25 protein-coding genes and 2 tRNA genes are annotated in these 25,593 nt (G+C 66.8%); 11 read left to right on the top strand and 16 right to left on the bottom strand.

The features are described from left to right. Positions 1-53 precede the first annotated feature (53 nt). The 5 genes from ihfB to aroA all read right to left on the bottom strand — a co-directional run bounded on the left by ihfB (position 54) and on the right by aroA (position 5,482). Positions 54-338: an integration host factor subunit beta gene (gene ihfB / locus OSH10_RS19300; RefSeq protein ID WP_018182303.1), complete on the bottom strand. Its 285-nt coding sequence runs from the start codon at positions 336-338 to the stop codon at positions 54-56. Beyond that, on the bottom strand, positions 335-1,339 hold the full coding sequence (sppA, locus tag OSH10_RS19295) for a signal peptide peptidase SppA (RefSeq protein ID WP_266333724.1): 1,005 nt from the start codon (positions 1,337-1,339) through the stop codon (positions 335-337). The genes ihfB and sppA overlap by 4 nt, the downstream gene beginning before the upstream one ends. A 178-nt stretch (positions 1,340-1,517) precedes the next feature. Continuing rightward, a complete protein-coding gene (gene rpsA, locus OSH10_RS19290) occupies positions 1,518-3,218 on the bottom strand; it encodes a 30S ribosomal protein S1 (RefSeq protein ID WP_266333722.1) in 1,701 nt (566 codons plus the stop codon). A 285-nt stretch (positions 3,219-3,503) separates the two neighbouring features. After that, complete coding sequence (gene cmk / locus OSH10_RS19285) at positions 3,504-4,127, bottom strand: (d)CMP kinase (RefSeq protein ID WP_266333720.1); 624 nt, start codon at positions 4,125-4,127, stop codon at positions 3,504-3,506. Further along, entirely contained in the window at positions 4,124-5,482 is a 1,359-nt protein-coding gene (gene aroA / locus OSH10_RS19280) for a 3-phosphoshikimate 1-carboxyvinyltransferase (RefSeq protein ID WP_266333718.1), read from the bottom strand. The genes cmk and aroA overlap by 4 nt, the downstream gene beginning before the upstream one ends. A gap of 220 nt (positions 5,483-5,702) precedes the next feature. Here aroA and OSH10_RS19275 point away from each other — a divergent pair, with 220 nt between their 5' ends. Beyond that, positions 5,703-6,092 (top strand): TIGR02300 family protein, encoded by a 390-nt coding sequence (locus tag OSH10_RS19275; protein ID WP_266333716.1) that lies wholly within the window; start codon positions 5,703-5,705, stop codon positions 6,090-6,092. 117 nt (positions 6,093-6,209) lie between these two features. Further along, a tRNA-Ala gene (locus OSH10_RS19270) sits at positions 6,210-6,285 on the top strand. A 156-nt stretch (positions 6,286-6,441) separates the two neighbouring features. Here the strand turns inward: OSH10_RS19270 and OSH10_RS19265 are convergent. Then, the gene (locus OSH10_RS19265; RefSeq protein WP_266333714.1) at positions 6,442-6,759 is read right to left on the bottom strand and encodes a hypothetical protein; all 318 of its coding nucleotides are present in this window, start codon (positions 6,757-6,759) and stop codon (positions 6,442-6,444) included. Between the two features lie 307 nt (positions 6,760-7,066). Here OSH10_RS19265 and OSH10_RS19260 point away from each other — a divergent pair, with 307 nt between their 5' ends. From OSH10_RS19260 to OSH10_RS19250, 3 genes are all read left to right on the top strand, one after another. Continuing rightward, positions 7,067-7,336 carry a hypothetical protein gene (locus tag OSH10_RS19260; RefSeq protein WP_266333712.1) on the top strand — a complete coding sequence of 90 codons (270 nt, stop codon included), beginning with the start codon at positions 7,067-7,069 and terminating at the stop codon, positions 7,334-7,336. Positions 7,337-7,924: 588 nt separating this feature from the next. Then, positions 7,925-8,200 (top strand): hypothetical protein, encoded by a 276-nt coding sequence (locus tag OSH10_RS19255; protein ID WP_266333710.1) that lies wholly within the window; start codon positions 7,925-7,927, stop codon positions 8,198-8,200. A 272-nt stretch (positions 8,201-8,472) separates the two neighbouring features. Beyond that, complete coding sequence (locus OSH10_RS19250; protein WP_266333708.1) at positions 8,473-9,498, top strand: aldo/keto reductase; 1,026 nt, start codon at positions 8,473-8,475, stop codon at positions 9,496-9,498. Positions 9,499-9,543: 45 nt separating this feature from the next. Here the strand turns inward: OSH10_RS19250 and OSH10_RS19245 are convergent, their stop codons facing one another. The 8 genes from OSH10_RS19245 to OSH10_RS19210 form a co-directional block, all read right to left on the bottom strand. Further along, entirely contained in the window at positions 9,544-9,873 is a 330-nt protein-coding gene (locus OSH10_RS19245) for a hypothetical protein (RefSeq protein WP_266333706.1), read from the bottom strand. A 212-nt stretch (positions 9,874-10,085) separates the two neighbouring features. Continuing rightward, positions 10,086-10,922 carry a universal stress protein gene (locus tag OSH10_RS19240; protein WP_266333704.1) on the bottom strand — a complete coding sequence of 279 codons (837 nt, stop codon included), beginning with the start codon at positions 10,920-10,922 and terminating at the stop codon, positions 10,086-10,088. 611 nt (positions 10,923-11,533) lie between these two features. Next, positions 11,534-13,048 carry a xylulokinase gene (locus OSH10_RS19235; protein WP_266333702.1) on the bottom strand — a complete coding sequence of 505 codons (1,515 nt, stop codon included), beginning with the start codon at positions 13,046-13,048 and terminating at the stop codon, positions 11,534-11,536. Between the two features lie 3 nt (positions 13,049-13,051). Continuing rightward, on the bottom strand, positions 13,052-13,786 hold the full coding sequence (gene deoC / locus OSH10_RS19230; RefSeq protein ID WP_266333700.1) for a deoxyribose-phosphate aldolase: 735 nt from the start codon (positions 13,784-13,786) through the stop codon (positions 13,052-13,054). Between the two features lie 95 nt (positions 13,787-13,881). Continuing rightward, entirely contained in the window at positions 13,882-14,772 is an 891-nt protein-coding gene (locus tag OSH10_RS19225; protein ID WP_266333698.1) for an SIS domain-containing protein, read from the bottom strand. 27 nt (positions 14,773-14,799) lie between these two features. After that, complete coding sequence (locus OSH10_RS19220) at positions 14,800-15,804, bottom strand: ABC transporter permease (RefSeq protein WP_266333696.1); 1,005 nt, start codon at positions 15,802-15,804, stop codon at positions 14,800-14,802. 70 nt (positions 15,805-15,874) lie between these two features. Continuing rightward, positions 15,875-17,443, bottom strand: coding sequence for a sugar ABC transporter ATP-binding protein (locus tag OSH10_RS19215; RefSeq protein WP_266333694.1), 1,569 nt, complete (start codon positions 17,441-17,443; stop codon positions 15,875-15,877). Between the two features lie 42 nt (positions 17,444-17,485). After that, positions 17,486-18,547 carry a sugar ABC transporter substrate-binding protein gene (locus OSH10_RS19210; protein ID WP_266333692.1) on the bottom strand — a complete coding sequence of 354 codons (1,062 nt, stop codon included), beginning with the start codon at positions 18,545-18,547 and terminating at the stop codon, positions 17,486-17,488. A gap of 282 nt (positions 18,548-18,829) precedes the next feature. On the opposite strand from OSH10_RS19210, the gene OSH10_RS19205 reads away from it, so the two are divergent. From OSH10_RS19205 to OSH10_RS19190, 4 genes are read left to right on the top strand one after another with little or no spacing between them, the layout of a single operon-like run. Continuing rightward, positions 18,830-19,450: a glucose-6-phosphate isomerase family protein gene (locus OSH10_RS19205; protein ID WP_266333690.1), complete on the top strand. Its 621-nt coding sequence runs from the start codon at positions 18,830-18,832 to the stop codon at positions 19,448-19,450. Between the two features lie 5 nt (positions 19,451-19,455). Beyond that, complete coding sequence (locus OSH10_RS19200; protein WP_266333688.1) at positions 19,456-20,103, top strand: bifunctional 4-hydroxy-2-oxoglutarate aldolase/2-dehydro-3-deoxy-phosphogluconate aldolase; 648 nt, start codon at positions 19,456-19,458, stop codon at positions 20,101-20,103. Continuing rightward, positions 20,100-21,050 carry a shikimate dehydrogenase family protein gene (locus tag OSH10_RS19195; RefSeq protein ID WP_266333671.1) on the top strand — a complete coding sequence of 317 codons (951 nt, stop codon included), beginning with the start codon at positions 20,100-20,102 and terminating at the stop codon, positions 21,048-21,050. Before OSH10_RS19200 ends, OSH10_RS19195 begins: the two co-directional genes overlap by 4 nt. Positions 21,051-21,052: 2 nt before the next feature. Beyond that, positions 21,053-21,988: an NAD(P)-dependent oxidoreductase gene (locus OSH10_RS19190; RefSeq protein ID WP_266333669.1), complete on the top strand. Its 936-nt coding sequence runs from the start codon at positions 21,053-21,055 to the stop codon at positions 21,986-21,988. A gap of 294 nt (positions 21,989-22,282) precedes the next feature. On the opposite strand, the gene OSH10_RS19185 is transcribed toward OSH10_RS19190, so the two are convergent. Next, positions 22,283-22,367: transfer RNA gene (locus tag OSH10_RS19185), tRNA-Leu, on the bottom strand. Between the two features lie 185 nt (positions 22,368-22,552). Next, positions 22,553-23,554: an adenosine kinase gene (locus OSH10_RS19180; protein WP_266333667.1), complete on the bottom strand. Its 1,002-nt coding sequence runs from the start codon at positions 23,552-23,554 to the stop codon at positions 22,553-22,555. 232 nt (positions 23,555-23,786) lie between these two features. On the opposite strand from OSH10_RS19180, the gene OSH10_RS19175 reads away from it, so the two are divergent. Both OSH10_RS19175 and OSH10_RS19170 read left to right on the top strand, forming a co-directional pair. Next, positions 23,787-24,821 (top strand): glycosyltransferase family 9 protein, encoded by a 1,035-nt coding sequence (locus tag OSH10_RS19175; RefSeq protein ID WP_266333665.1) that lies wholly within the window; start codon positions 23,787-23,789, stop codon positions 24,819-24,821. Positions 24,822-24,896: 75 nt separating this feature from the next. Further along, positions 24,897-25,583: a sulfate transporter family protein gene (locus OSH10_RS19170; protein WP_266333663.1), complete on the top strand. Its 687-nt coding sequence runs from the start codon at positions 24,897-24,899 to the stop codon at positions 25,581-25,583. The last annotated feature ends 10 nt before the right edge of the window (positions 25,584-25,593 follow it).

Below are 25,593 nucleotides of genomic sequence, written 5' to 3'. Positions count from 1 at the left end.
AGATCACGTTTGGTTCAAGGCGCTGGCGCGCGACCTGTCGAACCGGTCGTGATCTAGTCCTCGTCGTTGAGACGCTCGCGCATCTCCTTGCCGGTCTTGAAGAACGGCACGTATTTTTCCGTGACCTCGACCTTCGAGCCGGTGCGCGGGTTGCGGCCCTGTCGCGCCGGGCGGTTCTTCACGGAGAAAGCTCCGAAGCCACGGAGCTCGACCCGGTCGCCTCGGGCCAGCGCATCGATGATCTCGTCGAGAATCGAGTTCACGATGTGCTCCACATCCCGTTGATAGAGATGCGGATTTTGCTCGGCGATCTTCTGCACCAGTTCGGACTTGATCACCGCGGCGCCCCCTCAGCGTCGTTCAGACCGGTAGGAGCGTGCCAAACGGATAGGAGACCGTCAAGCTGGAGTCTGGAAGGCAGCAGGCCCGCGACGCCGGAAGCATAGAGAAGGTCGGGCGAGAAGCCGGCCTGGCGCGCCAGCCAGACGAAGGCGGCGCTGGAAAAGGAGAACGGGCTGCCGCTGCTTTCCGGCTCCCAGTCGACCACGCGCAACCGCGCATCGACGCCCTTCTTGGTCGTCAACCAGGCAATCGCCGTCTCCTCGCCGCCGATTTCGTCGATCAGGCCGGCTTCGAGCGCCTGGTGGCCCGAGAAGACGCGGCCATCGGCCAGTTGCAGCGCCTTGGGCCGGTCGAGATTGCGGCGCTCGGCGACAATGTCGACGAACCAGTTGTAGGTATCGCGGATCATCGAGTCGATCACGGCCAGCGCCTCGGGCGTGGGCGGCGCGAAGGGCGAGGGCGCGGCCTTGAGCGGCGACGACTTCACCTCGGTCAGCTTGATGCCGAGCTTGGCCATCGCCTCGCTCACTTCCGGCGACTGGAACAGCACGCCGATCGAGCCCGTGATGGAGGTGCGGTAGGCGACGACATGGTCGGCGGCGATCGCGGTCATGTAGGCGGCGGAGGCGCCGACGGTGCGGATGGCGGCAACCGTGGGCTTCTTGTCCGACAGCTTGCGGATCGCGTCATAGAGCGCTTCGCCGCCCGCGGTGGCGCCGCCGCCCGAATTGATCGAGACGATGACGCCCTGGACGGCGTCGCTCTTGCCGATCTTGTCGATCAGGTCGAGTTCGGCGCGGTTTTCGGAAATGAAGCCGGAAATGGTCAGCCGCGCGATATGCGGCCGCGAGCGTCCGCCCAGCGCATCGGGACCGGCCGCGAGCAGGCCGCCGCCGACAATGGCGAGCGCCGCCGCCACGAAGGCCACGACACGCCAGGTCGTGAGTTTTCGCCTCAGGCGTCGGCGATCCAGGATCTGATCCGCGTCGATGCTCATCCATGCGCTCCCGGTCGATCTCGAAGACCCTGTACGGGTTATATGTTTTGCACTGCGAAATCAAACAAGACCGTGCCAAGCAATTGTCGGCACTGGCGATTTCGAAAAAATAGCCGCCCAAAACGAAAACGCCCCGGACGAGCCGGGGCGTTTCCTTGAGTTCGAAAGGCGGTGACGATTACTCGTCGGTGCCCTGGCGTGCCTTGAGGGCAGCGCCGAGGATGTCGCCGAGCGACGCACCCGAATCCGACGAGCCGAACTGCGCAACCGCTTCCTTCTCTTCGGCGATTTCAAGCGCCTTGATCGAGACGGCGACCTTGCGGGCCTTCTTGTCGAAGTTGGTGATGCGGGCGTCGACCTTCTCGCCAACGGCGAAACGCTCCGGACGCTGCTCCGAACGATCACGCGACAGATCGGCGCGACGGATGAAGGAGGTCAGGTCGGAATCCGCAATCCGGACTTCCAGGCCGCCTTCGGTCACAGCCGTGATCTCGCAGGTGACAACGGCACCCTTGCGCAGCTCGCCGGAAGCTTCGACGAACGGATCGCCGCCAACCTGCTTGATGCCGAGCGAGATACGCTCCTTGTCGATGTCGACGTCGAGAACCTGCGCCTTGACGATATCGCCACGGTTGTACTCGTCGATGACCTGCTCGCCGGGACGGTTCCAGTCGAGATCCGACAGGTGGACCATGCCGTCGACGTCGCCGTCGAGGCCGATGAACAGACCGAACTCGGTCTTGTTCTTGACTTCGCCTTCGACGATCGTGCCGATCGGGAACTTCTCCGAGAAGCTCTCCCACGGGTTCGACAGGGTCTGCTTGAGACCGAGCGAGATACGACGCTTCACCGGATCGACTTCGAGGATCATGACCTCAACCTCTTGCGAGGTGGAGACGATCTTGCCCGGATGAACGTTCTTTTTCGTCCAGGACATCTCGGAGACGTGGATCAGGCCTTCGATGCCCGGCTCCAGCTCGACGAACGCACCGTAGTCGGTGATGTTCGTGACGCGGCCCGAGAACTTGGCCTGGACCGGGTACTTGGCTTCGATGCCAGACCACGGATCGGCCTCGAGCTGCTTCATGCCGAGCGAGATACGGTGCGTCTCGTGATTGACGCGGATGATCTGCACGCGGACGGTCTGGCCGATCGAGAGCACCTCTGTCGGATGGTTGATGCGGCGCCACGCGATGTCGGTGACGTGCAGCAGGCCATCGATGCCGCCAAGGTCGACGAACGCACCGTAATCGGTGATGTTCTTGACGACGCCTTCGATGATCTGACCTTCTTCGAGGCTCTGGACGAGCTCCGAACGCTGCTCGGCGCGGGTCTCTTCAAGCACGGTACGACGCGAGACGACGATGTTGCCGCGACGCTTGTCCATCTTGAGGATCTGGAAGGGCTGCGGCGTGTGCATCAGCGGGCCGACGTCGCGCACCGGGCGGATGTCGACCTGCGAACGCGGCAGGAAGGCAACGGCGCCGTCCAGGTCGACGGTGAAGCCGCCCTTGACCTGGTTGAAGATGACGCCCGTGACCTTCTCGTTCTTGTTGAACTGCTCCTCGAGACGGATCCAGCTCTCTTCGCGGCGAGCCTTGTCGCGCGAGAGAACGGCTTCGCCGAGAGCATTTTCAACGCGCTCGAGATAGACCTCGACCACATCGCCGACCTTGAGCGCGTTGTCGCGGCCCGGGCCATTGAATTCCTTGAGCGCCACGCGGCCTTCGGTCTTGAGCCCGACGTCGATGACGGCGAGGTCCTTCTCGATGGCGACGATCGTTCCCTTGACGACGCTGCCTTCAAAGAGGTCTTCGTTGGCGAAGGACTCTTCAAGAAGGGCGGCGAAATCTTCGCGGGACGGGTTGGTAACAGCCATGAAATCTCCTGGTGCCATTTCTGGCATGCGTCGGCGGTTGGTGTTGCTGAAACCCGAGATCTCGATCCTGCCCTCGACGGAAATCGGGGCAACCGCATGTGGCGGACCGACGCTTCCGGACCTGGATTCGGGTGTTTTTCCATGAATTCCAGCCGCCAGGCCTCCATCCGGGGATGGGGACCGACGTCGAGACTTCGCGGATCTGGGGCTCTATATAGGCTTGATGCCCATGCGGCAAGGCAAAACTGGCCGATTTCAGCCCTTCCGGCGCCGTAAAACGTTCAATCACTCGTGTCCGGCGTCGACGATCTCGATCGCGGCGGCAAAGGCGGCGTCGGCATCCAGCGCCGTCGTATCCAGCCGCACCGCGTCGTCGGCCTGGCGCAGCGGCGCCGCGGAGCGGTGCGAATCCCGCTCGTCGCGCTCCAGGATCTCGGCCAGGATCCGCTCATAGGGCACATCGCGGCCCTTGGCGTTGAGCTCGTCGGTGCGGCGGCGGGCCCGCACTTCCGGCGAGGCCGTGACGAAGATCTTGATGTCCGCCTCGGGGCAGATCGCGGTGCCGATATCGCGCCCGTCGAGCACGGCGCCGGGCGGCGTGCGCGCGAAATCGCGCTGGAAGTCGACCAGCGCGGCGCGGACTTCGGGATGCACGGCGACGCGCGAGGCCAGCTCGCCCGCCTCGCGGCCGCGCAGGTCCGGGTGGTTCAGGTCTTTTGCCTTCAGCTTGCGGGCGACGGCGCCGGCCTCGGCCGCATTGTCGACGTCCAGCCCCTGTTCGGTCATCAGCCGGCCGATGGCGCGATAGAGCAGGCCGGTATCGAGATGGTTGAGGCCATAGTGCTTGGCCAGCTTCAGGGCGATCGTGCCCTTGCCCGCGGCGGCGGGTCCGTCAATGGCGATGATCATGCTGCGGCGGGCTCCGCCCTTTCGAAATGCGCACCAAGCCCGTTCATCAGGGCCTGGAATTCAGGGAAGTGGGTGTCGATCGCCCGGGAATCGTCGATCGTCACGGGGGCGTGCCCGGCGAGGCCCAGCACCAGGAAGCTGATCGCGATGCGGTGGTCGAGACGGGTGGCGACGATGCCGCCGCCGATCCGCGCCGCGCCGCCGGTGACGGCGAGCGATTCCGGCCCCTCCTCGACGGTGACGCCATTGGCGCCGAGGCCGGCGGCCAGCGCCGCGATCCGGTCGGATTCCTTCAGCCGGAGCTCGCTGATGCCGTTCATCACCGTGACCCCCTCGGCGAAGGCGGCGGCGATGGCGAGCGCCGGGTATTCGTCGATCATCGAGGGTGCCCGCTCCGCCGGCACGACGACGCCCCTTAGGCGGCTCGCCAGCACCCGCACGTCGCCGACCGCCTCGCCGCCGACGGTGCGGCGATTGTCGATCTCGATGGCGCCGCCCATCTCGACCAGCGTCTCGATCAGGCCGATGCGCATCGGGTTCAGCAGCATGGATTCGATCGTCAGGTCCGAACCGTCGATCAGCAGCGCCGCGACGATCAGGAAGGCGGCCGAGCTCGGATCGCCGGGAATGACGAGGGGCTGCGCCTTCAGATCGCGGCGGCCCTCCAGCCGGACCACCCGCTCGCCATCCTCGTTGCGATCGATCTCGAGCGCCGCGCCGAACCGCTCGAGCAGCCGCTCGGTGTGGTCGCGCGTCGGGGTCGGTTCGATGATCGTGGTGATGCCGGGCGTGTTGAGGCCGGCGAACAGCACGGCCGATTTGACCCGCGCCGACGGCACCGGCACGCGATATTCGATCGGCAGCGTGATATCGGGACCCTTGAGGGTCAAAGGCAGGCGATCCTTCGAGCGCGCGAGCACCTGCACCCCCATCCGACGAAGCGGATCGAGGATGCGGCCCATCGGCCGCGCGCGCAGCGATGCGTCGCCGGTGAAGGTAACGCTGATCGCCTGGCTGGCGACCAGGCCCATGGCGAGCCGGGCGCCGGTGCCCGAATTGCCGAAATCGATGCAGTCTTCCGGTTCGAGGAAACCGCCGACGCCAACGCCGCGCACCCGCCAGCGGCCCGGATCGGCTCGAGTCACGATGGCGCCGAAGGCACGCATGGCCTCTGCGGTCGCCAGAACGTCGTTATCTTCCAGCAGCCCGTCGATCGTCGTTTCGCCGATTGCCAGCGCGCCCAACATCAGCGCACGATGCGAAATCGACTTGTCGCCCGGCACGCGGACGCGCCCCACGAGCGGGCCGGCAGAAGCCGCGGCCAGCGGGGCGGGCGATGGGGACGTGGATGGCATCGGGTCGGCACCTCGGGCATTCGGCACGGGCGAATTCGGGGTCGCGCATGCGGGCTCAGAGACCAGAACGGACGGTCGTCGGATAGCACGCCTGTCCGCTGCCGTCACCCGAGTTGAGGACCCGGCGGGGCGCGAGTTGGCGTCCGTGTCAGAATTGCTTTTGACAGCGCCGATACGAGTCATTATGGGACAGCCGCTCTTTTAACCGATGAGGCACGACGTGGCGAAAGCGGAACTCGGCACCAAGCGGGTCGACCCGGAGACGGGCAAGAAGTTCTACGACCTGAACAAAGATCCAATCGTTTCGCCCTTTACGGGCGTTTCGTATCCCCGCTCGTTCTTCGAGAGCGGACCGGCCAAGGCGCGTCCGGCCAATGTGACGGACGATGAGGACGAAGAGGTCGAGGACGACGTCGCCAAGGGCGCCGAGTTCGTCAGCCTCGAGGAAGCCGATGAAGAGGCTTCGGGCGGCGCCGTCGCGGTCGAGAGCGATGACGACGACGTCGAAATCGCCGATGACGAGGCCGACGATGTCTTCATCGAGGACGAGGAAGAGGAAGGCGACGATGTTGCCGACATCATCGGTGGCGTCGAGGACGAGGAGTCCTGAGGCTATCCACAGGCACCGGTTCGATTTTTGGAATTGGCGCTTGATTTGAAAAAGAGCGCGGCTTAAGAGTTGCGCCGTTCCGGGGGGGTCCCAACCCCTCCGACTTCTGGAACGAGTGGGGCCATAGCTCAGTTGGGAGAGCGCTTGAATGGCATTCAAGAGGTCGTCGGTTCGATTCCGATTGGCTCCACCAATTCCACCCTTCAGGCAACTGAAGCGAACGAAAGCCGCCCTTCCGGGCGGCTTTTCGCGTTCTGGGGTTGGCTGGCGTGTCGCCCGCCCCGACACCTGGAATGGGCCGGGGCGGATCGGGTCGCGGGAAGTTCCGGCCGGGGCCGGATTTGTTGGCTCAGCGCGTCTTCAGCGACATCAGATAAGCCACGACGTCGCGCTTTTCGTCGTCAAACAGCCGATAGATCGTCATGGGGAAATGATCCTCCGCAAGGAAGCGGGTGAAATAGGCCTCGTCGCGGCCGGGGCGGCGGACGATGTCCTCGTAGCGCGGCGCCATGGTCTTGTCGGGCTTGTCATGCGCGCGCAGATGGCACATCCGGCACCATTGCTCGACGACCTTCGCGCCGCGCGCCGCTGCGGCATCGTCGGCCTGCGCGGCGCCCGAAAGCGCCAGCAGGCCCGCTCCCAACCAAGCCATCGTCGCCAAACGCATTTCTGAAATCCCCGCCTGCTGCCACTCTGGAGCCCTTCCGCCTGCCATGGGCATGGGGAAGGCTGCAATGCTCTGTCGCTCGCCTTTTCTTTACACGAACCGACACCCGCTTCGCCCAAAAACGTTCCGCCGCGCCGGGCGCCCCGGTCCTGGCAGGGCGTTGGCTTCCGGCGAAGCCCTGCTGCCCACCGGCGCGTTCACATTCCCTTGAGATCTTTTGAGGCTGCGGCGCGGAATCCCCATGTTGAGACCGGCGTCCGGTATAGGGCGCGAGGGGCGCTCCGAAACGAAACGTTGGAGATCAGCCATGAACAAGAAACTGCTGTTTCTTCTCTTTGCCGGCCTGCTCCTCGTGCCCGGCACGGCCCTTGCCGCCGAAACGATGAGCGGCGTGGTGGCGCGGGCCGACCCGTATACGGGCGAGTTGTCGATTGTCGGTGGCGGCACCGTCCAGGTTGCCGATCCACGGCTGCTGCGCAATCTCGCTCCGGGCGAACATGTCATCGTGACCCTCAATAACAACGGCACCATCGGCGTCCAGGAAGACAGTTCCTATGCCGGTGCCGGCGACTACTGATCCGCTCCTTTCCCGCCGCCGAGGCGCCTGGCGACAGGCTTGAGGAAGGCGGGCGCGTTTCCGGGACGGGGGAACCCGCCCCGGCGCGCGGCGTCGACGGAAATCGATACCCTTCCCTCCCGTTCCGCCGCCGCGCTTTCGCCTCGCGCGAATAGGCGAGGCGTCCGGCCGGGCTCTTGCCAGCCGGGCTCTTGCCGGCGTGGGCGCGCGTTTGGGGCGGCGGGGATGGAATTTGCCTCGGCGAAAGCTATCGCTGCCCAAGCCGGACACGAACGGCTGCGCGCCGACCTCGCTGCGATCCGGTTCATGATCGCGCGGCGGGACAGCAGGAGGGCGTCTCTTCGGCCCGGAAAGGCGCGTTTTTCCGCTCTCAACCGTCGGTGCTGTTGCCGCGATCTGCAGGCTGGCGCCAAGCCGCATCGGTAATTCACGGCGGGATCCTGCGGTTTCGGAGGCCCCGGTCGATTCAGCACCCAAGCCAATTATATGGATGCCGGATTAAAATTTGTTCATGATGCCTGTCGCCGATTGTCGGCCGTCCGGCCAGCGCCATGTCTCTATCGTGGGGGCAAACAACGGATGAACATCATGCGCAAGATCCTGTTTCTTCTTCCCGTCGCCGGTCTGCTCGCTGCAGGACCGGCCCTCGCGGCCGAGACCTATGGCGGCGTCGTCTCGAACGTGAATCCCTCCACCGGAACCGTCACCGTCGAGGGCGCCGGCACGTTCCAGGTCAGCCAGCCGATGCTGCTGCGCGGCGTCTATGGCGGCGAGCATGTGATCGTCACCAAGAATGACAACGGCACCGTCGGTCTCCAGGAGGACAGCAGCTTTTCGGACGGCAGCGGCATCAACACGAGATGATGTGACTCGATGGCCGCGGCGGTCCGTTCTGCCTTCCGGGTATTCGATGTCTCTCCAGGCCGCCCGATGAGGGCGGCCTTTTCACGTCCGCTCGTTCGTGTCCGTTCGCGATCTTGGCTTGACGCCGGCGGCGGTCATCGAGAAACCTGTCGCCGCGAGGAGGACGGGAGGCTTTCGCCGCAGCCAGACGCGACCGAAGCCGGACCGGCGCGGTCGCCGCTGTCGCGGCAGTCATTTCCCGTGCTCCAAAAAGACAAAGGGAATGAAACGCCATGGCACTTGAGACGCGCCCGCTCGGACGCACGGGGATTCCGGTCACGACCCTCGGCTTCGGCTCCGCCCCGCTGGGCGACCTCTATCACCGGTTGGATGACGAAACCGCCCGCGGCGCCGTCGCGGCGGCCGTCGAGGCCGGCGTCACGCTCTACGACACCTCGCCCTTCTACGGCCACGGCCTGGCCGAGCACCGCATCGGCACCGTGCTGCGCGGCGTGCCGCGCAAGTCCTTCGTGCTGTCGACCAAGGTCGGTCGCTGGATGGACCCGCTGCACCAGCCCGCCGATGGCAACACCCAGCCGCCGAACTTCGCTGGCGGCCAGCCGCATCCCGCCCGGCTCGACTATTCCTATGACGGCGCCATGCGCTCGCTCGAGCAGTCGCTGATCCGCCTCGGCGTCGACCGGATCGAGATCGTGCTGATCCATGACGTCGACGTCTATTCGCATGGCGCGGCGGCGGTCGAGGGCCATTTCAAGGCCGCGATGGAGGGCGCCTACAAGGCGCTGGAGCAGTTGCGCTCGGAGAAGGTGATCGACGCGATCGGCGTCGGCCTGAACGAGGCGGACATGTGCGAGCGCTTCGCCCGCGCCGGCGATTTCGACGCCATGCTGCTGGCCGGCCGCTACTCCCTGCTGGAGCAGCCGGCGCTCGACAGCTTCCTGCCGCTGGCGCAGGAGAAGGGCATCGGCATGATGCTGGGCGGCGTGTTCAATTCCGGCATCCTCGCTACCGGCCCCGTGCCCGGCGCCAAGTATAATTACCGCGACGCCCCGCCGGAGATCCTGGAGCGGGTGGCGGCGATCCAGAAGGTGTGCGAGGCGCATGGCGTGACGCTTGCCGACGCGGCGCTGAAGTTCCCGCTCGGCCACCCCGCGGTCGCCTCGCTGGTCATGGGCTCGGTCTCGGCCGAGGAGACGAGGCGCAACCGCGCCGCCTTCGACCGGCCGGTGCCGGCCTCGCTCTGGTCCGATCTGAAGATGGCCGGCCTGCTGCGCGCCGACGCCCCGACTCCGGCTTGACCCATACGGCCGGCGGTGGCGCGCGCCACCGCCGGCTGATCCAGACTATTCCGGCTTCGGCTCGGGCGGCGTGTCCTGCGGGCGGCTGGCGGGTTCCAGGCCTCGAAGGCGCGCGCCCTGCCGGGCCGCCTCCTCGGCGCCGGCATTCGGCCCCTCCGGCGAACAGCGTTCGCTCGGCGGCGAGCCGCAGACCCGGCCGATATTGGCCCAACTGACGCATCGCCCATTCGGCCCGCGATAGCCCGGCCCGCCGCGGCAGCCGCAGCCCGAACAGGCGTTTGCGGGCGTCGCCGAGATCCAGGCCAGGGCAGCGATCGCCGCGAGAACCAGGAAGATGTCCAGCGGCTTGCCTCGGCCGCTCCAGATCCACGTCATGTCTGCCCCGCCCAAGCGCCCGCTGCCGAGCGTTCCCTAAGGTGGGCCTATTGATTCTGGAAACGTGACGGACGTCAAACCCAACCCGTCATGGCCGGGGCGCCGCGCCGCCATCGACAGGCCGGCTCGCTCTGGTCCGACCTCGCGATGGCCGGCCTGCTGCGCGTCCACGCCGCGATGCCGGCCGGTCGATGCGCTTTTCGTGGCCACCGTCAGTGGGAAAGCAGGACCGGCATCTGCAGGTCCGAGAGGACGCCCTTGGTGGCGCCGCCCAGGATGAAGTCGCGAATGCGCGTGTGGCCGAATCCGCCCATTGCCAGCAGGTTCGCGCCCGCTTCCATCGCGGCGTCCTGAAGCGCCTCCGCGATCTCCCTTTCGGCGAGCGGGACGGTCCGGCTGCGGGCCGTGATGCCGCGTCGGGCCAGCGACGATGTCAGGGCCTCCGCGATATCGTTTCCCTGCAGCGACTTTTCGTCGGGAACCGACAGGACCAGGACCTCCACATCCCTCGTCACGAAGGCCAGGGCGTCGGCGACGGCGCGTGCGGCGACGCGGCTGCCGTCCCAGGCGATCGCCACCTGCCGGATGGGCGCCGACGTGGCCGATGGGGGAACCAGGATGGCGGGGCGACCGGATTCGAAGATCATCGCTTCCGCCAGTTCCTGCAGGACGGGCCTGTCCCGGGCCCAGGGCAACAGCGCGAAATCGAAATAACGGGCCTGGACGGCCGCAGCCTGTCCGGCCTCGCCCAGCATCAGCTTCCGGCTGGAGACTTGCACCTTGATCCGGGCCGCCTGCTGCTGGATCAGCGCCTGAAGGCGATTGCAGTCAGCGAGGCTGTTCTCTTCGGTCGTTCGGATGAGGGCTGGAATATTCAGCAGGAAGCCGCCCATCGGCGACGACACAGGGGGGATTTCGACCGAAAAGGTGGCGGCATGCAGTTCGCATTCGAGCGCCTCGGCCAGCGCCACGGCCGCGACGATGGATTCGTCCGGCGCGATGTCCGGGTAGGTCATGAGGGGCATGTAGGCGAGACGGGCATTCGGCATGATGCGCTCCTTCGCAAGGGGGCAGCCCAGGACGCTGCTGCGCGGTTCTGACGTGTCGGTTCCCGGCAGGGACATCTGCCGCTTTCGCACATCCGTTCCTGACGGCGTGACCGCGCGGTGGTCTCACCGCCCCAGCGAGGGAAGCGTATCATATCCCGGTTGTGCCGGCTCGCGTATGGCGCGCGCCGGGCAAGGGCGCGAGCATGCCCTTCTGCAACCACGCACAGCGCTGCAACGGCATTCGATGCTTGGGCCATCAGATCGGCAAGCGATCCGCTGGGGCGAGGCCGCTCCGGCTGAGCGGGGCGATGTTCAGCCGAAATTCGGCTTCCGCTTCTCGACGAAAGCCTGGAAAGCGCGGCCTGCGCGGCCCGGACCGCCGCCCTACAGGCCTCGGTGCGGCCGGGATCGGAGTAGCCATGCGCGAATTCGCTGGATATCCGCACCGGCGCTGAAGGCGCGCCCACCGGCCCGCGCACCAGCACGACGCGGATGGCGTCGTCAGCCTCGATTGCCGCGACCGCCTCCGGCAGAGACCTCGCCCCGGCTTTCCGGACGAAGCTGGTAGACGTTGATCAGATAGCCATGCTGTCCCTGACCGGCTCCGCCATTCAGGCGCGGAGACCGGCGAGCAGGGGGGCCAGGGCCCGCTGGGCCTCGGCGGCCGCCCGATAGGCCTGCACCATTCGTCCGGCCAGATCCGCCGTTCTGGCGTCCGGCTCATGGCGGTCCTCGACCACGTGCAGTCGGATAAGCGGGCTCATGTCGGACCAGCTTCCGGTCGCCACCATCGCCAGCGCCGCGGCGCCGAGCGAGGCGGATTGCTGGTCGATCGAGGTCTTCACGATCGTGCAATCCAGCATGTCGGCCAACACCTGCCGCATCACCGCGCTGCGCGCGCCGCCGCCGACGATGGTCATCTTGCGACTGACGCCGGCAAGGCGTCGCAATTCGTCGAGCGCGACCCGCAGCCCCAGCGCGATGCCTTCGATCGTGGCGCGCAGCATGTCGGCCCGGCCATGGCCGAGATCGAGGCCGACGAATGCGCCGCGAACATCCTGCCCGCCCTCGAAACTAGTCCCTCCCCCGAGTGTCGGCACGAACAGAAGGCCGTTGGCGCCGAAGGGCGCGCTGGCGGCCAGCGTGAACACCTCGTCATAGCCGACGGCTTCACCCGGCATCAGCATGTCCTTGACGAAGGCAAGGCTGGTGCCGGACGAGAAGATCGAGGTGGCCGAGATGATCTGGTCCGGCACGACATGGGCGAAGGCGAAGGGGCGGACGCGGCTGTCGAGCACCGGCTTCGCGGACGAGATCGTCAGCCAGCTCGAGGAGCCCATCGAGCCGTAGAAATCGCCTTCGGAGAAGGTGCGCGCGCCGAGCGCCATGCAGCTGTTGTCGACGCCGCCGGCCACGACCACGAGATCGGCCGGCAGGCCAAGCTCGGCGGCGATCCCGGGCAGGATCGTGCCGAGAATTGCGGTCGAGGGCACGATTGTCGGGAAGAGGTCTCGGTCGACGCCGGCGGCATCGAGGATCTCGGCCGAGAAGGCTCGGGCATGCAGGTCATAGGCGCCGCTGCCCGACGCGTAGGACGGGTCCGTCGCATGGCGGCCGCAGAGGCGCAGGTTGATGAAATCCTTGCTGCCGGCGATCGAACGGGTTCGCGCGAAGATCTCGGGATGGTTCGCCTTCAGCCAGAGGATCTTGAAGATCGGATAGAGCGGGGCGGGAAAGCCGTTGCCGGTCAGGCCGTACCAGCGCTCATAGTCGAAGCGGCGGAAGAAGGCTTCGGCCTCGATATCGGCGCGCGCATCCGACCAGATCGGCACGCGCTGCATCAGCGGCTGATCGTCGTCTCCGAGCGGAATGCAGCCGAGGCTGTGCCCGGAGATGCTGACCGCGCCCACTGACGAGCGATCCACACCCTCGGCGCCGAGAAGCGCGCGGATGCTGGTCGAGACCGCATCCCACCATTCGCCAAGGTCCTGCTCGTGCAGGCCGGGCGCCGGAAAATAGGTGCGATAGGTCTGCACCCGCTCGGCAAGACAGACACCGCTGGCGTCGTAGAGCGCCGACTTGACGCCGCCCGTGCCGAGATCGAGTGCGAGGACCGTGCGGGCCATGGATCAGGCCTTCTCGCCGACGGGGACGATCGCCAGCCGCTGGCCTGGCAGGGCGTCGATGCCGCGCACCAGTTCGATGGCCGAGGCCGTGTTGATGCCGAAGCGGGTGACGCCGATCGCCACCATCTCGGCGATGGTCGGAAGATCGCGGATGCCGCCCGAGGCCTTGATGCCGGCGCGTCCCGCCACCACGGCGGCGATGCGTCGAATGCGCGGCAGCGTCGCCGCGGCCGGCGTCCAGCCCGTGCCGGTCTTGACGAAGGCCGCGCCGCTTGATGCGACGATGTCGGCGGCCGTTTCGATCTCGGCATCGGTCAGGTGGTGAAGCTCGAGGATGACCTTCAGCGGAACGGGCGCGACTGCTTCGAGCACCGCGGCGATCTCGTCGCGGACATAGTTGAGGTCGCCCGACTTGAGCCGGCCGACATTCAGCATCATGTCGAGTTCGTCGGCGCCGGCCTCGCGCAGCGCGGCAGCCTCTGCCGCCTTGATCGCGGTCATGTGGCCGCCCGACGGGAAGCCGATCGGCCCGCCGACCAGCGTGGCGCCTCCCTGTGGGATGAGCGAACGGAGCAGCGGCACGAAGTTCGGCAGCGCATGCGCCGCGATGAAGCCGTTCTCCATGGCGAGGGCTGCGAGCGCGCGGACATCCGCCTCGGTGTGAAAGGCCTGCACCGCGCTGATATCGATCCTCTGCGCGAGGTCGGTGGCGCTGAGGCTCGTCGGGGTAGAGGACATGATGGGATCGCCGCTTTTTAAGGGGTTGTGGTTTCGCTCGGCAGGCCGGGCATGGGATGCCACGGCGCGCCGGTCGTCCCGGAAGGTCGTTGCCGTCAGATCCGGGCAGTCGATCGCATCTGGCTCAGGGTCTTCTTCATCCGCTTGAAGCTTTCGACATGCGCCTCGCCACGCCGCAGCGCCACGGCCGTCGACAGGATATCGACGACGACAAGGGCGGCGATGCGGGAGATGGTCGGGGTATAGATGTTGGTGTTTTCGAGCGTTTCGGTCAGCAGGACGATGTCGCAGGCGTCGGCGAGAGGGCCCTCATTGCCGGTTATGCCGATCACGGTGGCGCCGTTCTCGCGCGCAAGCTTGGCCACCTCGACGGTCGAGCGGGTCGTGCCGGTATTGGAGATTGCGACGGCGACGTCGCCGGGCTTCAGCAACGAGGCGACCATCACCTGCTGGTGCGAGTCGATCTCGGCGCCGCAGGGAACGCCGAACATCGGGAACTTTTGCTGGGCGTCCATGGCGACGATGCCCGACGCGCCGAAGCCGAAAAACTCGATGCGCGGCGCCAGCACCAGCGCTTCCACGGCACGGACCAGCGCCGCCGAGTCGAGGCGGTTGCGGGCCCAGTCGAGGCTGGTCATCGTGTAGTCGAAGATCTTGCGCGCGACTTCGTTCGGGCTGTCGGCATCGGTGATCACCGAATGGGTCGCCGGCACGCCGAGCGCCAGACTCTGCGCCAGGCGAAGCTTGAAATCCTGGAAGCCGTCGCAGCCGATCGCGTTGCAGAAGCGGATCACGGTCGGCTGGCTGACGCCGGCAAGCTGCGCCGTCTCCGCCACGGTCGAGGACAGGATGCGACGCGGATCGCTGATGATCGCATCGCAGACCTTGCGGTCGGATTTCCTCAGTTCATCGCGCAGAGCACGGGCAACTTCGAGGATGTTGCCGGTCCCGCCCACAAAGGCGGAGACGTGAGTTTGCATCGTCATTTGATCCCTGAGCCGATCCGGCCGGCGCTACCGCGTGCGGGAGCGGAAAATGTGCAGGAACGATGGCATGACGTTCGCATGCCGGAAAGAGCCCTGCCGGAATTGGTCGAAGATGGCGGCGAGAACGATGACCATGCCCACGCTCATCTGCTGCAGGAAGGGCGAGAGTTCCAGCAGGATGAAGGCGTTGCGCAGCGCGCCGAGCAGATAGGCGCCCAGCATCGCGCCGAGGATCGACCCGCGCCCGCCGGAGAGGCTGGCGCCGCCGATGACGACGGCCGCGATCACGTCGAGCTCGAGCCCGGTGCCGGCCTGGGCCTCCGCCACGCTGACCTGCGTGGTGTAGACGATGCCGGCAATGGCGGCGAGCGCGCCGCTGGCGACGAACACGGCGATGCGCGTCGTGTTGATCGGGATGCCGGAAAGGCGCGCCGCCTCGTCATTGTCGCCGACGGCGACGATGCGCTGGCCGACCACGCTGCGGGTCAGGATGAACTGGCAGATGATGCCGAGGCCGACGAAGATCAGCACCTGGACGGGGATGTCGAAGAACGTGCCCTGGCCGATGAACATCACGGACGGGTCGACCATGATCGGCAGGCCGCCGGAAATCACCTGGGTCAGGCCGCGCGCGACCGAAAGCATGCCGAGCGTCGCGATGAAGGAATTGACGCGGAACACCACCACGATCAGGCCCGTGACCAGGCCGGCGGTGGCGCCGACGCCGATCGCCAGCACGATGGCGAGCCACGGATTGAGGCCGGCCGCCATCAGCCAGGCGCCGCAGAGCCCGCTGAGACCCATCACCGAGCCAACGGAAAGATCGATCTCGCGGGCGATGATGACGAAGCACTGGCCGATCGACATGATGCCGACCACGGCCACCGCGACCAGAACATTGCGCAGATTGTCCGTCGTCAGGAAGCTCGGATTGACGAAGGAGAAGGCGATCGAAAGGCCGAGGATCACGCCGATCAGCCCGGCCTCCTGGCCCCTGAGCAGAGGCAGACGCTTCAGGCTGGCGATACTCATCCTATTACCCTTGTTCATCATGGTTTCGGGGCCGCCTCTGCGTGCGGGCTCCTTGGGCGCGGCGCTCATGTCAGGCCATGCCCGATGTGAGAACGGTGGTCGCGGCGTCCTCGATCTTCTCGCCCAGCGCCGATGCGACGACCCGGGCCGCCTCCGGTCCCCGGGCGAGGCTGTCGACGACCTCGCCGCCGCGCACCACCACGATGCGGTCGGCCAGCTGGAGGATCTCGTCGAGTTCGGAGGAGACGAACCACACCGCCAGTCCCTTTTCATGCGCGAGGGTGCGGATCTGGCGATACATGTCCGCCTTGGTGCGCACGTCGACGCCGCGGGTCGGTTCGTCGAGGATGAGCAGCGACGGATTGGAAGCGAGCGCCCGGGCGAGCAGCACCTTCTGCTGGTTGCCGCCGGAAAGCGTGCGGATGCCGACATCGACATTGTCGGCCTTCACGCCGATCTCGTTCGCGCTCTCCTGCGCGAAGGCGCGCCGCTTGCGTTCGCTGAAAAAGCCGAAGTGGCCGAACCGCTCCAGCACGTTCGACGTCAGGTTGAAGCTGATGCTGTGGCCGTAGAAGACCGAGGTGCGCCGTTCCTCGGTGATGAAAGCGATGCCGCCGCGCAGCGCCGAGCGGGGGGAGCCGAAGCGCACGGACTTTCCGTTGAGGCGGACGTCGCCGCCAAAGAGCGGGTCGGCGCCGATGATGGCGCGGATGATCTCGGTTCGGCCGGAGCCGACGAGCCCGGCCATGCCGACGATCTCGCCCGCCTGGATATCGAAGGAGACATTGGAAAAGGCGAGCCCCGAAGCGTCGCGCACCGAAAGAACGGGCGCGGCGTCGGCGGGCGACGCCTTCGGTGTGGCGCTCTCGGCGAGATCGAGCGCCGCCTTCAGGCGCTCGCCGGCCATCAACTGGATGGCCTGCTGCTTCGGCAGCGCGTCGACCGATCCTTCGCCCACCTTGCGGCCGTCGCGCATGACGATGACCTCGTCGGAGATTTCGTAGACCTCGCCAAGACGATGGCTGACGAGCACAACGGCCGTGCCGCGATCGCGCAGGCGGCGGACGATGTCGAACAGGCGGTCCGTCTCCTTGCGGGTCAGGCTGGAATTGGGCTCGTCGAGGAACAGGACGTGCGGGTCGGCGGCAAGCGCCCGGGCGATCTCGACAAGCTGGCGTTCGGCCGCCGAAAGCCCGGCGCAGCGGCCACCGAGATCGGGGAGCTCCTTGTCGAGGCCGAGACCCGCGAGCAGCGTCTCCGCTTCCCCGACCAATCCGGTGCGATGATGCAGGCCGGTGCCCGCCCGCGAGCCAAGACGGGCCAGGAAGATGTTTTCAGCAACCGTCATCTGGCTGACGAGCTGCGGCTCCTGCTGCACCACCGCGATGCCCATCCGCTTGGCAGCCAGAGATCCGGACATCCGCTCCGCCTTGCCCGAGACGAGAACCTCGCCCGAGTCCGGCTGGTGGACGCCCGAGCAGACGCGGATCAGCGTCGACTTGCCGGCGCCGTTCTCGCCGAGCAGGGCCGTGACCCTGCCACGGCGAAACCGCATGCTGACATTCGAAAGCGCATGGACCGAGCCGAAGCGTTTGTCGACGGAGACGACCTCGAGGGCGATTTCATCTTCGATGGACATACGTTCAACCCGGTCCTGCATGACGAACTCTAGTCTTTTCGCTCAGAGCTTCGGAACGGTGCCGAGCGGGAGCTTGTCCGGGTCGAGCTGGTCCACCGTTTCCTTGGTCATGAACAGGCTGACGGCCGGCTGCAGAACCGGTTCGGCCTTCTGCTGCGCGACGATGTTGTTGAACAGCGCGATCGCTACATTGTAGCCTTGGCCGAACTCGTCCTGGCCGGTGACGCCAAACATGCTGCCATCCCGGATCGCGGCGACATTCTCCTTGGTGAAGTCGTAGCCGATCACCTTGACGGCATCCTGCTTGCCGGCCGCCTTGACGGCCTGGGCCGCGCCGAACGGTCCGCCGGCCGTCGCATAGAGCGCGACGAGGTTCGGCGTGGAGGTCAGGAAGTCCTTGGCGGCGGCGAAAGTGGCGCCGGCCGAGTCCTTGGCCTCGATGCCGTCATTGACGACGGTCAGCTTCGAGCCCTGCAAGCCCTCGACGAAGCCCTTGCGGCGCTGCTCGGAGCCCGGCGCCGTGAACTGGCTGACGATGACGCCGACCTTGCCTTCCTTGTCGCCGACCGCCTTGATCAGTTCCGCGGCAGCGTTCTTGCCGGCCGTGACCTGGTCCTGGGCATAGTTGATGACGCCACCGGCCTCTTCAACGCAGGGGAACAGGGTGTTGTAGGCGCCCATCGCGATCTTCTTCTCGTCGACGAGCTTCTTGACCAGCGCGCAATTGCCTTCGCCGGCGATGAAGAAGCCGATGCCGTTATACCCCTGGGTGGCGGCGGCATTGATCGCCTGGTTGACGGTCGGCACGTCGATATTGGCGCCGCCGACGATCCAGCGCACTTCGCCGCCACGCGACTTGAGCACGTCATTGGCGGTCTCGGCGCCCTTCTGGACCGCGACCCAGTAGGGATTATTGGCAAAGCCGATGATCGCGATCTTGGCCTTGGTGCCGGCCTCGTTGGCGACGGGCTCGGGGCGGCCGGCAATCGGTGCAACGTCCTCGGCGAGGGCGCCGCCGGCTGCCGTCAACAGGGCGGCGGCGGAAGCGAGCGCCAGCAACGATGCGCGCAGGCCCGGGGCCGACTTGGCGATGGTGTGGGTCATGAAGCTCCTCCCAGAGCGGTGAGCGCGGCTTGGCTCTTTGCCATCTGCCGCTTTGTTTCCCGAAATTCGGTAGCCCGACGAGCGAGGCCGACGTGGTTGGGCGAGGACGCCTGCGCCCGGCAAGCGCCGACACCATCCGCGCCGGCTACGTACTGATACTACATAATTTTCGGGTATCAAGATCAATTTGTATCGAAACCATCCGAAATTAATCGAGCTGCATCCAAATCAATTGCATTGCGATACCGATTGAGTAGTGTTGCTACCGATTTGGAGACCCTTATGGCCATTGCCCCCACATCCCACCGCATCGATCCGGCCAGTGGCGTGCTATCCGCCGCCACCGGCCGCTACCAGAAGCGCCTCGCCGATCTCGACGGGATCTACGCCGACAAAGCCGCGTTCGCGGACTCCGTTGCCCGCGGGGGCGACCGCGTCGTCTACACCGTCCACGAAGTGCGCCCCGCCGCCGCGCGCGGCGATCTGATCTTCGGCACCACCTTCATGGAGCCGGGCAGGATCGGCGACGAGTTCTTCGTCACGCGCGGCCATATCCACGCGATCGGCAACCGCCCCGAGACGTATTATGGCGAGGCGGGCGAGGGGCTCATGCTGCTCGAATCGCCGGAGGGCGAGACGAAGATCCTCGAGATCGGACCGCGCGTGATGGTCTATGTGCCGCCGCTCTGGATCCACCGCTCGGTCAATACGGGCGCTTCGCCCCTCGTCATGAGCTTCTGCTACCCGAGCGATTCCGGCCAGGATTACGGGCTGATCGCCCGCTCCGGCGGCATGGCGACGCGCATCGTCGCCGATGGCGCCTCATGGAAAGCCGTGCTGAACGCCGACTATCGGCCGCGCACAAAAGCCGAGATCGACGCCATTCTCGCCACGCAGGACTGAGTGCCATGTCCATCTTCGATGCCCTTTCCGCCCATGCGGTGGTGCCGGTGATCGCGCTCGACGATCCGGCCGCCGCTCTGCCGCTTGCCGACGCGCTGATCGAGGGCGGCCTGCCGGTCGCCGAGATCACCTTCCGCACTGCCGCCGCGCGCGCCACGATCGAGGCGATCGCCAGGGCGCGGCCGGAGCTTCTGGTCGGCGCCGGCACGGTGCTCGACGAGGCGCAGCTCGACCAGGCGGCCGATGCCGGCGCCCGCTTCGCCCTGTCGCCCGGCCTCGACGCCGGCGTGCTCGCCCATGCCGCCAAACGCGGCCTTCCTATCGCGCCCGGCATCATGACGCCGACCGACCTCCAGGCAGCCCTTCGCGCCGGCTGCCGGATGGTGAAGTTCTTCCCGGCCATGCCAGCAGGGGGGCCGTCCATGCTGAAGAACATCGCAGCCCCCTATCTCCACACCGGCATCCGCTTCAATCCGACCGGCGGCGTCAGCATGGCCAATCTGGCGGACTGGCTCGCCATTCCGGAAGTCGCCGCCGTCGGCGGCACGTGGATCGCCACGCGCGCCGACATTGCCGCCGGCAACTGGCCGAAGATCACCGCCAATGCGCGCGCCGCCGTGGCGCGCATCGCCGAAATCCGGGGAAACTCATGAGCTACCAGCCCGCGACGCGACCGACCTTCTATTTCATCGGCGTCACCACCGCGAAATCCTCGATCATGAAGGTGTTTCCGGAATGGGCGCGCCATCTCGGCCTCGGCGACGTCGCGATCCAGGGCATCGACTTCGTGCCGCATGACGAGCCGGAGCGTTATCGCGAGGCGGTCGCCTTCCTGAGGGACGATCCGCTCTCGCTCGGCGCGCTGGTGACCACGCACAAGCTCGATCTCTTCGCCGCCTGCCGTGACATGTTCGACGAGATCGACCCGCATGCGCTGCTGATGGAGGAGACGAGCTGCCTCTCGAAGCGCGGCGGCCGGCTGATCTGCCATGCCAAGGACCCGATCTCGTCGGGCCTCTCGATCGACGGTTTCCTCTTGCCGAACCATTTCGCCGATACCGGCGCAGAGTTGTTCTCGATGGGGGCCGGCGGCTCGACCATTGCGCTGACCTGGCACTTGATGCAGCCCTCGCGCGGCGCCGACCGTCCCTCGCGCATCGTCGTCTCGAACCGCTCGCAGGCGCGCCTCGACCATATCGAGGCGATCCATCGTGCCATCGGTACCGACATCCCGGTCGAATATCGGCTGGCGCCCCGGCCGGAGGACAATGACGCGATCCTGGCCGGCCTGAAGCCGGGCAGCCTCGTCGTCAACGCCACCGGCCTCGGCAAGGACGCGCCTGGCTCGCCGCTCACCGACAACGGCGTGTTTCCCGAGGGGGCCGTGGTCTGGGAGCTCAACTATCGCGGCGATCTCGTCTTCCTCGACCAGGCGCACGCGCAGGAGAAGGAGCGGCAGCTGCAGGTCGAGGATGGATGGACCTATTTCATCCATGGCTGGACCCAGGTGATCGCCGAAGTGTTCGACATCGAGATCCCGGTCTCCGGTCCCGAGTTCGACGCCATAGCCGCCATCGCCGCGCGGGCGACGGGGCGCTGACGATGAACCGGATCCTGATCACGCCGCGCTCGCTGTCGAAGGGCGGCCATCCGGCGCTCGCCAGGCTCGAGGCGGCCGGCTACAGCCTGGCCATGCCGGCGCCGGGTGCCACCCCCGACGAGGCGACGCTGATGGCGGCACTGCCCGGCTGCGTCGGCTGGCTTGCCGGCGTCGAGCCGGTGAGCGAGCGCGTGCTGCAGGCCGCCGACCGGTTGCGGGTCATTAGCCGCAATGGCACCGGCGTCGACAATCTACCGCTGCGCGCGATCGAGGATCGCGGCATCGAGCTGCGCCGGGCCGAGGGCACCAATGCGCGCGGCGTCGCCGAGCTGGCGCTCGCCTTGACGCTGGCGGGGCTGCGCCAGATCGTCTGGACGCATGAAGGCATGCGCAAGGGTGAATGGCCGCGCCAGATCGGCCGCGAGATGTGCGATGCGACCATCGGCATTGTCGGCCTCGGCGCGATCGGCGCGACGATGGCACAGCTTTGCCTCGACCTCGGCGCCAAGGTGCGCGGATACGATCCCTTCGCCAATGCCGACCGCATCGTCCATTCGAATTTTTCCCGCGTCGATCTCGACGGGGCGATGACCGGCGTCGACGCAGTTAGCCTGCACGCGCCGCTGCCTGAGGACGGCCGGCCGCTGCTCACGGCCGAGCGGATCGCCGCGATGAAGCCGGCGACGGTGCTGGTCAACACGGCGCGCGCCGGTCTGGTCGATGCCGAGGCGCTGCTCCGGGCGTTCGATTCCGGACAAGTGGCCTGCTACGCGACCGACGTGTTCGAGACCGAGCCGCCGGCTCCCTCGCCGCTGCTCGATCATCCGAAGGTGGTGCTGACCAGCCATATCGGCGGCTTCACCGACGCCTCGGTCGAGCGCTCGACCGTGCGCGCCGTCGCCAATCTCCTTGATGCGCTGGCGCAAGATGCGCATTGAGCGGCGGCCGGGCTTCCTGGTTGCTGAACTGGGGCCCTGACGGCCCTGCTCGCGCTCGCGCTCGCAATGCTGGGTCAGAGAGGGGGCTCGGCGTGGATGCAACCTCCTGCATCTCGGCGGTGCTGGGGGAGTCCGTTCTAAGCTCGTCTAACGGCTTATCCGCAGCGGTTCGAAATGCGGCGCTGCTTGGCGGCCATGGCTCAACGGCGCCAGCGACTAGGTGGGCAGCCGCGAGGATCCCAAAAAGCAAAAGCCCCGCATCCTGTTCGGAATACGGGGCTTTTTGCGTGAAATTGGTGCCCAGAAGAGGACTCGAACCTCCACGACTTTCGTCACACGGACCTGAACCGTGCGCGTCTACCAATTCCGCCATCTGGGCGCGGGGGGATGAATACGGGGAGGCCGGGGGCTTGTCAATCACGAGACGATGCGATCGTTCGGGATAATTCGGGGCTGGGGAAAACTCTGAGCCGCCTACCTCACCCCACTCCGAACGGCCCCAAGCACCACCGCCCTGCGCCGCTACGGTTCGGGGGGGCGCGGCACCCTATCCGCTGCGGAAAACTAGAGTGCGTAGCCGGACTGGCGGGCGAGGTCGATCAGCGAGGTCGCCGGGCGCGGGCCCATATGGTTGATCACTTCGCCGGCCGCCAGCGAGCCGAGCGCCGCCGCCGTCCGGAGGTCGAGGCCCTTGGCGACGGCGTAGAGGAAGCCCGAGGCGTAGAGGTCGCCGGCGCCGGTCGTGTCGACCACGTCCTCCACCACCGTGGCCGGCACATGCTCGATGCCGTCCGGCGTCACGACATAGGAGCCCTCGGCGCCGACCGTCACGGTGGCGATGCGGCAATCCTGGCGCAGCGCCTTCAGCGCCGTGTTGAAGCTCGACGTCTCGTAGAAGGACTTCAGCTCGACCTCGTTGGCGAACAGGATGTCGATCGTGCCGTCGCGCAGCAGGCGCAGGAAATCGCCGCGGAAGCGGTCGACGCAGAAGGCGTCGGAAAGCGTCAGCGACACCTGCCTTCCGGCGGAATGGGCGATGTCGGCCGCCTTGAAGAAGGCGTCGCGCGCCGAGGGCGCATCCCAGAGGAAGCCTTCGAAATAGGTGATCTTGGTATCGGCGAACAGCACCGGGTCGATGTCGTCCGGGGTCAGCGCATGGCAGGCGCCGAGATAGGTGTTCATCGTCCGCTCGCCATCCGGCGTGACGAAGATCATGCAGCGCGCCGTCGGCGCGCCGCCGACCAGCGGCGCCACGTCGAAGGTGGCCCCGATCGAACGCATGTCGTGGCCATAGATCGCGCCCAGCTCGTCGTCGGCGACCTTGCCGACAAAGGCGGTCTTGCCGCCCAGCGAGGCGACGCCGGCGACGGTATTGCCGGCCGAGCCGCCCGATGCCTCGATCGCAGGACCCATGGCGGCGTAGAGCCGCTTCGACTCGGTCATGTCGACCAGCCGCATCGAGCCCTTGGACAATTGCTGCTCGACCAGGAAGTCCTCTTCCGCCCGCGCCAGAATGTCGACGATCGCATTACCGATGCCGAGAACGTCGTAGCGGGCTTCCGTCATGAGAAAATCCTGATAGAGCAAGCGGCCCTTGGCCGGCGGGAGTGACGGAGGCGGACTATACAGTCGGTCGTTCGCCGTGCAACCACCCTGCGGCGCGGGAGAAACGCTGCGTCTGGCCGTGTCGCGCGGCGGCTCGTCGCAAGCCCGACACAAACGCACCTCACAGAGTGCGCCGCGGACGGTTCCCGCCGTACCGGCGCGCGGCGGCACGCACTATATTGGAATGGGCAGGATGATGAGCCAGACCACCGGAGACTCCGCCGCGAACCGTCCGATCGCGGTGATCGTCGAGCGCGAGGGGCTGGGCGACGTCATCCTCAAGCTGCCGCTGCTCAGGGCGATCCGCCATGCCCGGCCGGATCGCGCCATCTGGTGGATCTCGGCGCATGACACCGCCATGGAGGCGGCCGTCCTGCCCTATGTCGAGGGCGAGATCGCCCGGGTGATGTCGCAGCTGCATTTCACGGAACCGCTGCTGCAGGGGTTTCGCACGCTGAAGCAATTGCCGGCCTTCAGCGCCATCTTCGATACGCGCACCCGCGTGGCCAGTGTGCTGGCGGCGCGGCTGGCGCTGACGGCGGACGAATATTACGTCTGCCTGCCCGGGCTGAACCGCCGCGTCGGCGCGCCCTGGTGGGATCGGCGGCGGCCGGCCCATATCGGGGAACGCGCGCTCAACCTGGCGCATCAGGCGTTCGATACCGTCGATGCCACGGGCCGGATCGCCGCGAGCGCCGGCGCCGAAGCGCTGGCGGCAACCATTCTGCCGCCCCCGGAGCCCTGGATCGGCTTTGCCTTTGGCAGCAACAAGGCCTGGAAGAACTGGCAGCTCGAACGTTTTGTTGCGCTGGCGCGGGAACTGCGGACCGCTGGCTACCGGCCCGTTTTGCTCGCCGGGCCGGACGAGCGCGCGGCGCTGCCGGTGCTGGCCGAGACGGCGCCGGATGTCGACGTCGTCGACATGACGGCGATGGCGATCGAAGCCCCGCGTGGAAAGCTCGACGCGCCGCTGGCGCTGGCGCCCTCGATCAAACTGCTGGTGGCCAATGATTGCGGCCTCGGTCATCTGTTCGGCGCCGCCGGCGTGCCGGTGGTCAGCCTGTTCGGTCCGACCAAGCCGGAGCGCTGGGCACCCAATACGCCGGCCTCGCGCATCGTGCGCGCGCAGGATTTTGGCGGTTCCGCCATGACGGACATTCCCGTCGCCCCGGTCGTCGCGGCGACGCTCGATCTCCTGCGCGAAGTCGGGATCTCGCCGCGCCCGTAAGCGCCCGCGCGCGTTGCCTTGCGCGGGGCGAGGCCGCATCCTATCTGCGTGCGTCGATCGGGGGAGGTTCCAAACATGCTTTCGGCTGCCTGGCTGGCTCTCAGCGATATCTGGACGCCGCCCTTCCGCGCCGTGCTGTGGAAGACGCTCGGGCTCACCCTGGTGCTGCTGATCGGCGTCTGGTTCGGCCTGCAGGCGCTGGTGGTGCATTTCGCCGATTGGCCGAGCCAGCCCTGGATCAACACCTCGGTCGCCATCGTTACCGGCTTCGGGCTGGTCATCGGCCTCGGCTTCCTGATCGCGCCGGTCTCGGCGCTGATGGCGGGCCTGTTTTCCGACGATATCGCGGCGGTGGTCGAGACCACGCATTATCCGCAGGATCCGCCGGGACGGGGGCTTTCCTTCATCGACAGCGTCGTCTCGACGCTCGGCTTCACCGCGACGGTGATCCTGGTCAACATCGTCTGCCTGTTCCTGCTGCTGATCCCGGGCGTCAACCTCGTCGCCTTCTTCCTCGGCAATGGCTATCTGCTCGGGCGCGAATTCTTTGAATCCGCCGCGTCGCGCTTTCGTCCCGTCGCGGAAGCAAGGCAGCTTCGGCGCGACAATGCGGTGACGGTGCTGTTCGCCGGATTCGTCATCGCCGCCTTCCTGGCGATCCCGATCCTCAACCTGCTGACGCCGCTCTTCGCCACCGCCTTCATGACGCATGTGCACAAGCGCGTGACGGGTTCCCGCCCGGCCGAAATCTCGACAGGATAGGCGGCCGGTT

It is taken from the genome of Kaistia defluvii, from assembly GCF_026343955.1.
Classification (GTDB): domain Bacteria; phylum Pseudomonadota; class Alphaproteobacteria; order Rhizobiales; family Kaistiaceae; genus Kaistia; species Kaistia defluvii.
The sequence above is the reverse complement of the archived record's forward strand: the minus strand, read 5'-3'. Positions and strand labels throughout refer to the sequence as shown.

Coding starts and splice junctions, on each gene's coding strand:
- sppA (WP_266333724.1), bottom strand. CDS start 1,339: ATGAGCATCGACGCGGATCAGATCCTGGATCGCCGACGCCTGAGGCGA.
- rpsA (WP_266333722.1), bottom strand. CDS start 3,218: ATGGCTGTTACCAACCCGTCCCGCGAAGATTTCGCCGCCCTTCTTGAA.
- cmk (WP_266333720.1), bottom strand. CDS start 4,127: ATGATCATCGCCATTGACGGACCCGCCGCCGCGGGCAAGGGCACGATC.
- aroA (WP_266333718.1), bottom strand. CDS start 5,482: ATGCCATCCACGTCCCCATCGCCCGCCCCGCTGGCCGCGGCTTCTGCC.
- OSH10_RS19265 (WP_266333714.1), bottom strand. CDS start 6,759: ATGCGTTTGGCGACGATGGCTTGGTTGGGAGCGGGCCTGCTGGCGCTT.
- OSH10_RS19260 (WP_266333712.1), top strand. CDS start 7,067: ATGAACAAGAAACTGCTGTTTCTTCTCTTTGCCGGCCTGCTCCTCGTG.
- OSH10_RS19255 (WP_266333710.1), top strand. CDS start 7,925: ATGCGCAAGATCCTGTTTCTTCTTCCCGTCGCCGGTCTGCTCGCTGCA.
- OSH10_RS19250 (WP_266333708.1), top strand. CDS start 8,473: ATGGCACTTGAGACGCGCCCGCTCGGACGCACGGGGATTCCGGTCACG.
- OSH10_RS19245 (WP_266333706.1), bottom strand. CDS start 9,873: ATGACGTGGATCTGGAGCGGCCGAGGCAAGCCGCTGGACATCTTCCTG.
- OSH10_RS19240 (WP_266333704.1), bottom strand. CDS start 10,922: ATGCCGAATGCCCGTCTCGCCTACATGCCCCTCATGACCTACCCGGAC.
- OSH10_RS19235 (WP_266333702.1), bottom strand. CDS start 13,048: ATGGCCCGCACGGTCCTCGCACTCGATCTCGGCACGGGCGGCGTCAAG.
- deoC (WP_266333700.1), bottom strand. CDS start 13,786: ATGTCCTCTACCCCGACGAGCCTCAGCGCCACCGACCTCGCGCAGAGG.
- OSH10_RS19225 (WP_266333698.1), bottom strand. CDS start 14,772: ATGACGATGCAAACTCACGTCTCCGCCTTTGTGGGCGGGACCGGCAAC.
- OSH10_RS19220 (WP_266333696.1), bottom strand. CDS start 15,804: ATGAGTATCGCCAGCCTGAAGCGTCTGCCTCTGCTCAGGGGCCAGGAG.
- OSH10_RS19215 (WP_266333694.1), bottom strand. CDS start 17,443: ATGTCCATCGAAGATGAAATCGCCCTCGAGGTCGTCTCCGTCGACAAA.
- OSH10_RS19210 (WP_266333692.1), bottom strand. CDS start 18,547: ATGACCCACACCATCGCCAAGTCGGCCCCGGGCCTGCGCGCATCGTTG.
- OSH10_RS19205 (WP_266333690.1), top strand. CDS start 18,830: ATGGCCATTGCCCCCACATCCCACCGCATCGATCCGGCCAGTGGCGTG.
- OSH10_RS19200 (WP_266333688.1), top strand. CDS start 19,456: ATGTCCATCTTCGATGCCCTTTCCGCCCATGCGGTGGTGCCGGTGATC.
- OSH10_RS19195 (WP_266333671.1), top strand. CDS start 20,100: ATGAGCTACCAGCCCGCGACGCGACCGACCTTCTATTTCATCGGCGTC.
- OSH10_RS19190 (WP_266333669.1), top strand. CDS start 21,053: ATGAACCGGATCCTGATCACGCCGCGCTCGCTGTCGAAGGGCGGCCAT.
- OSH10_RS19180 (WP_266333667.1), bottom strand. CDS start 23,554: ATGACGGAAGCCCGCTACGACGTTCTCGGCATCGGTAATGCGATCGTC.
- OSH10_RS19175 (WP_266333665.1), top strand. CDS start 23,787: ATGATGAGCCAGACCACCGGAGACTCCGCCGCGAACCGTCCGATCGCG.
- OSH10_RS19170 (WP_266333663.1), top strand. CDS start 24,897: ATGCTTTCGGCTGCCTGGCTGGCTCTCAGCGATATCTGGACGCCGCCC.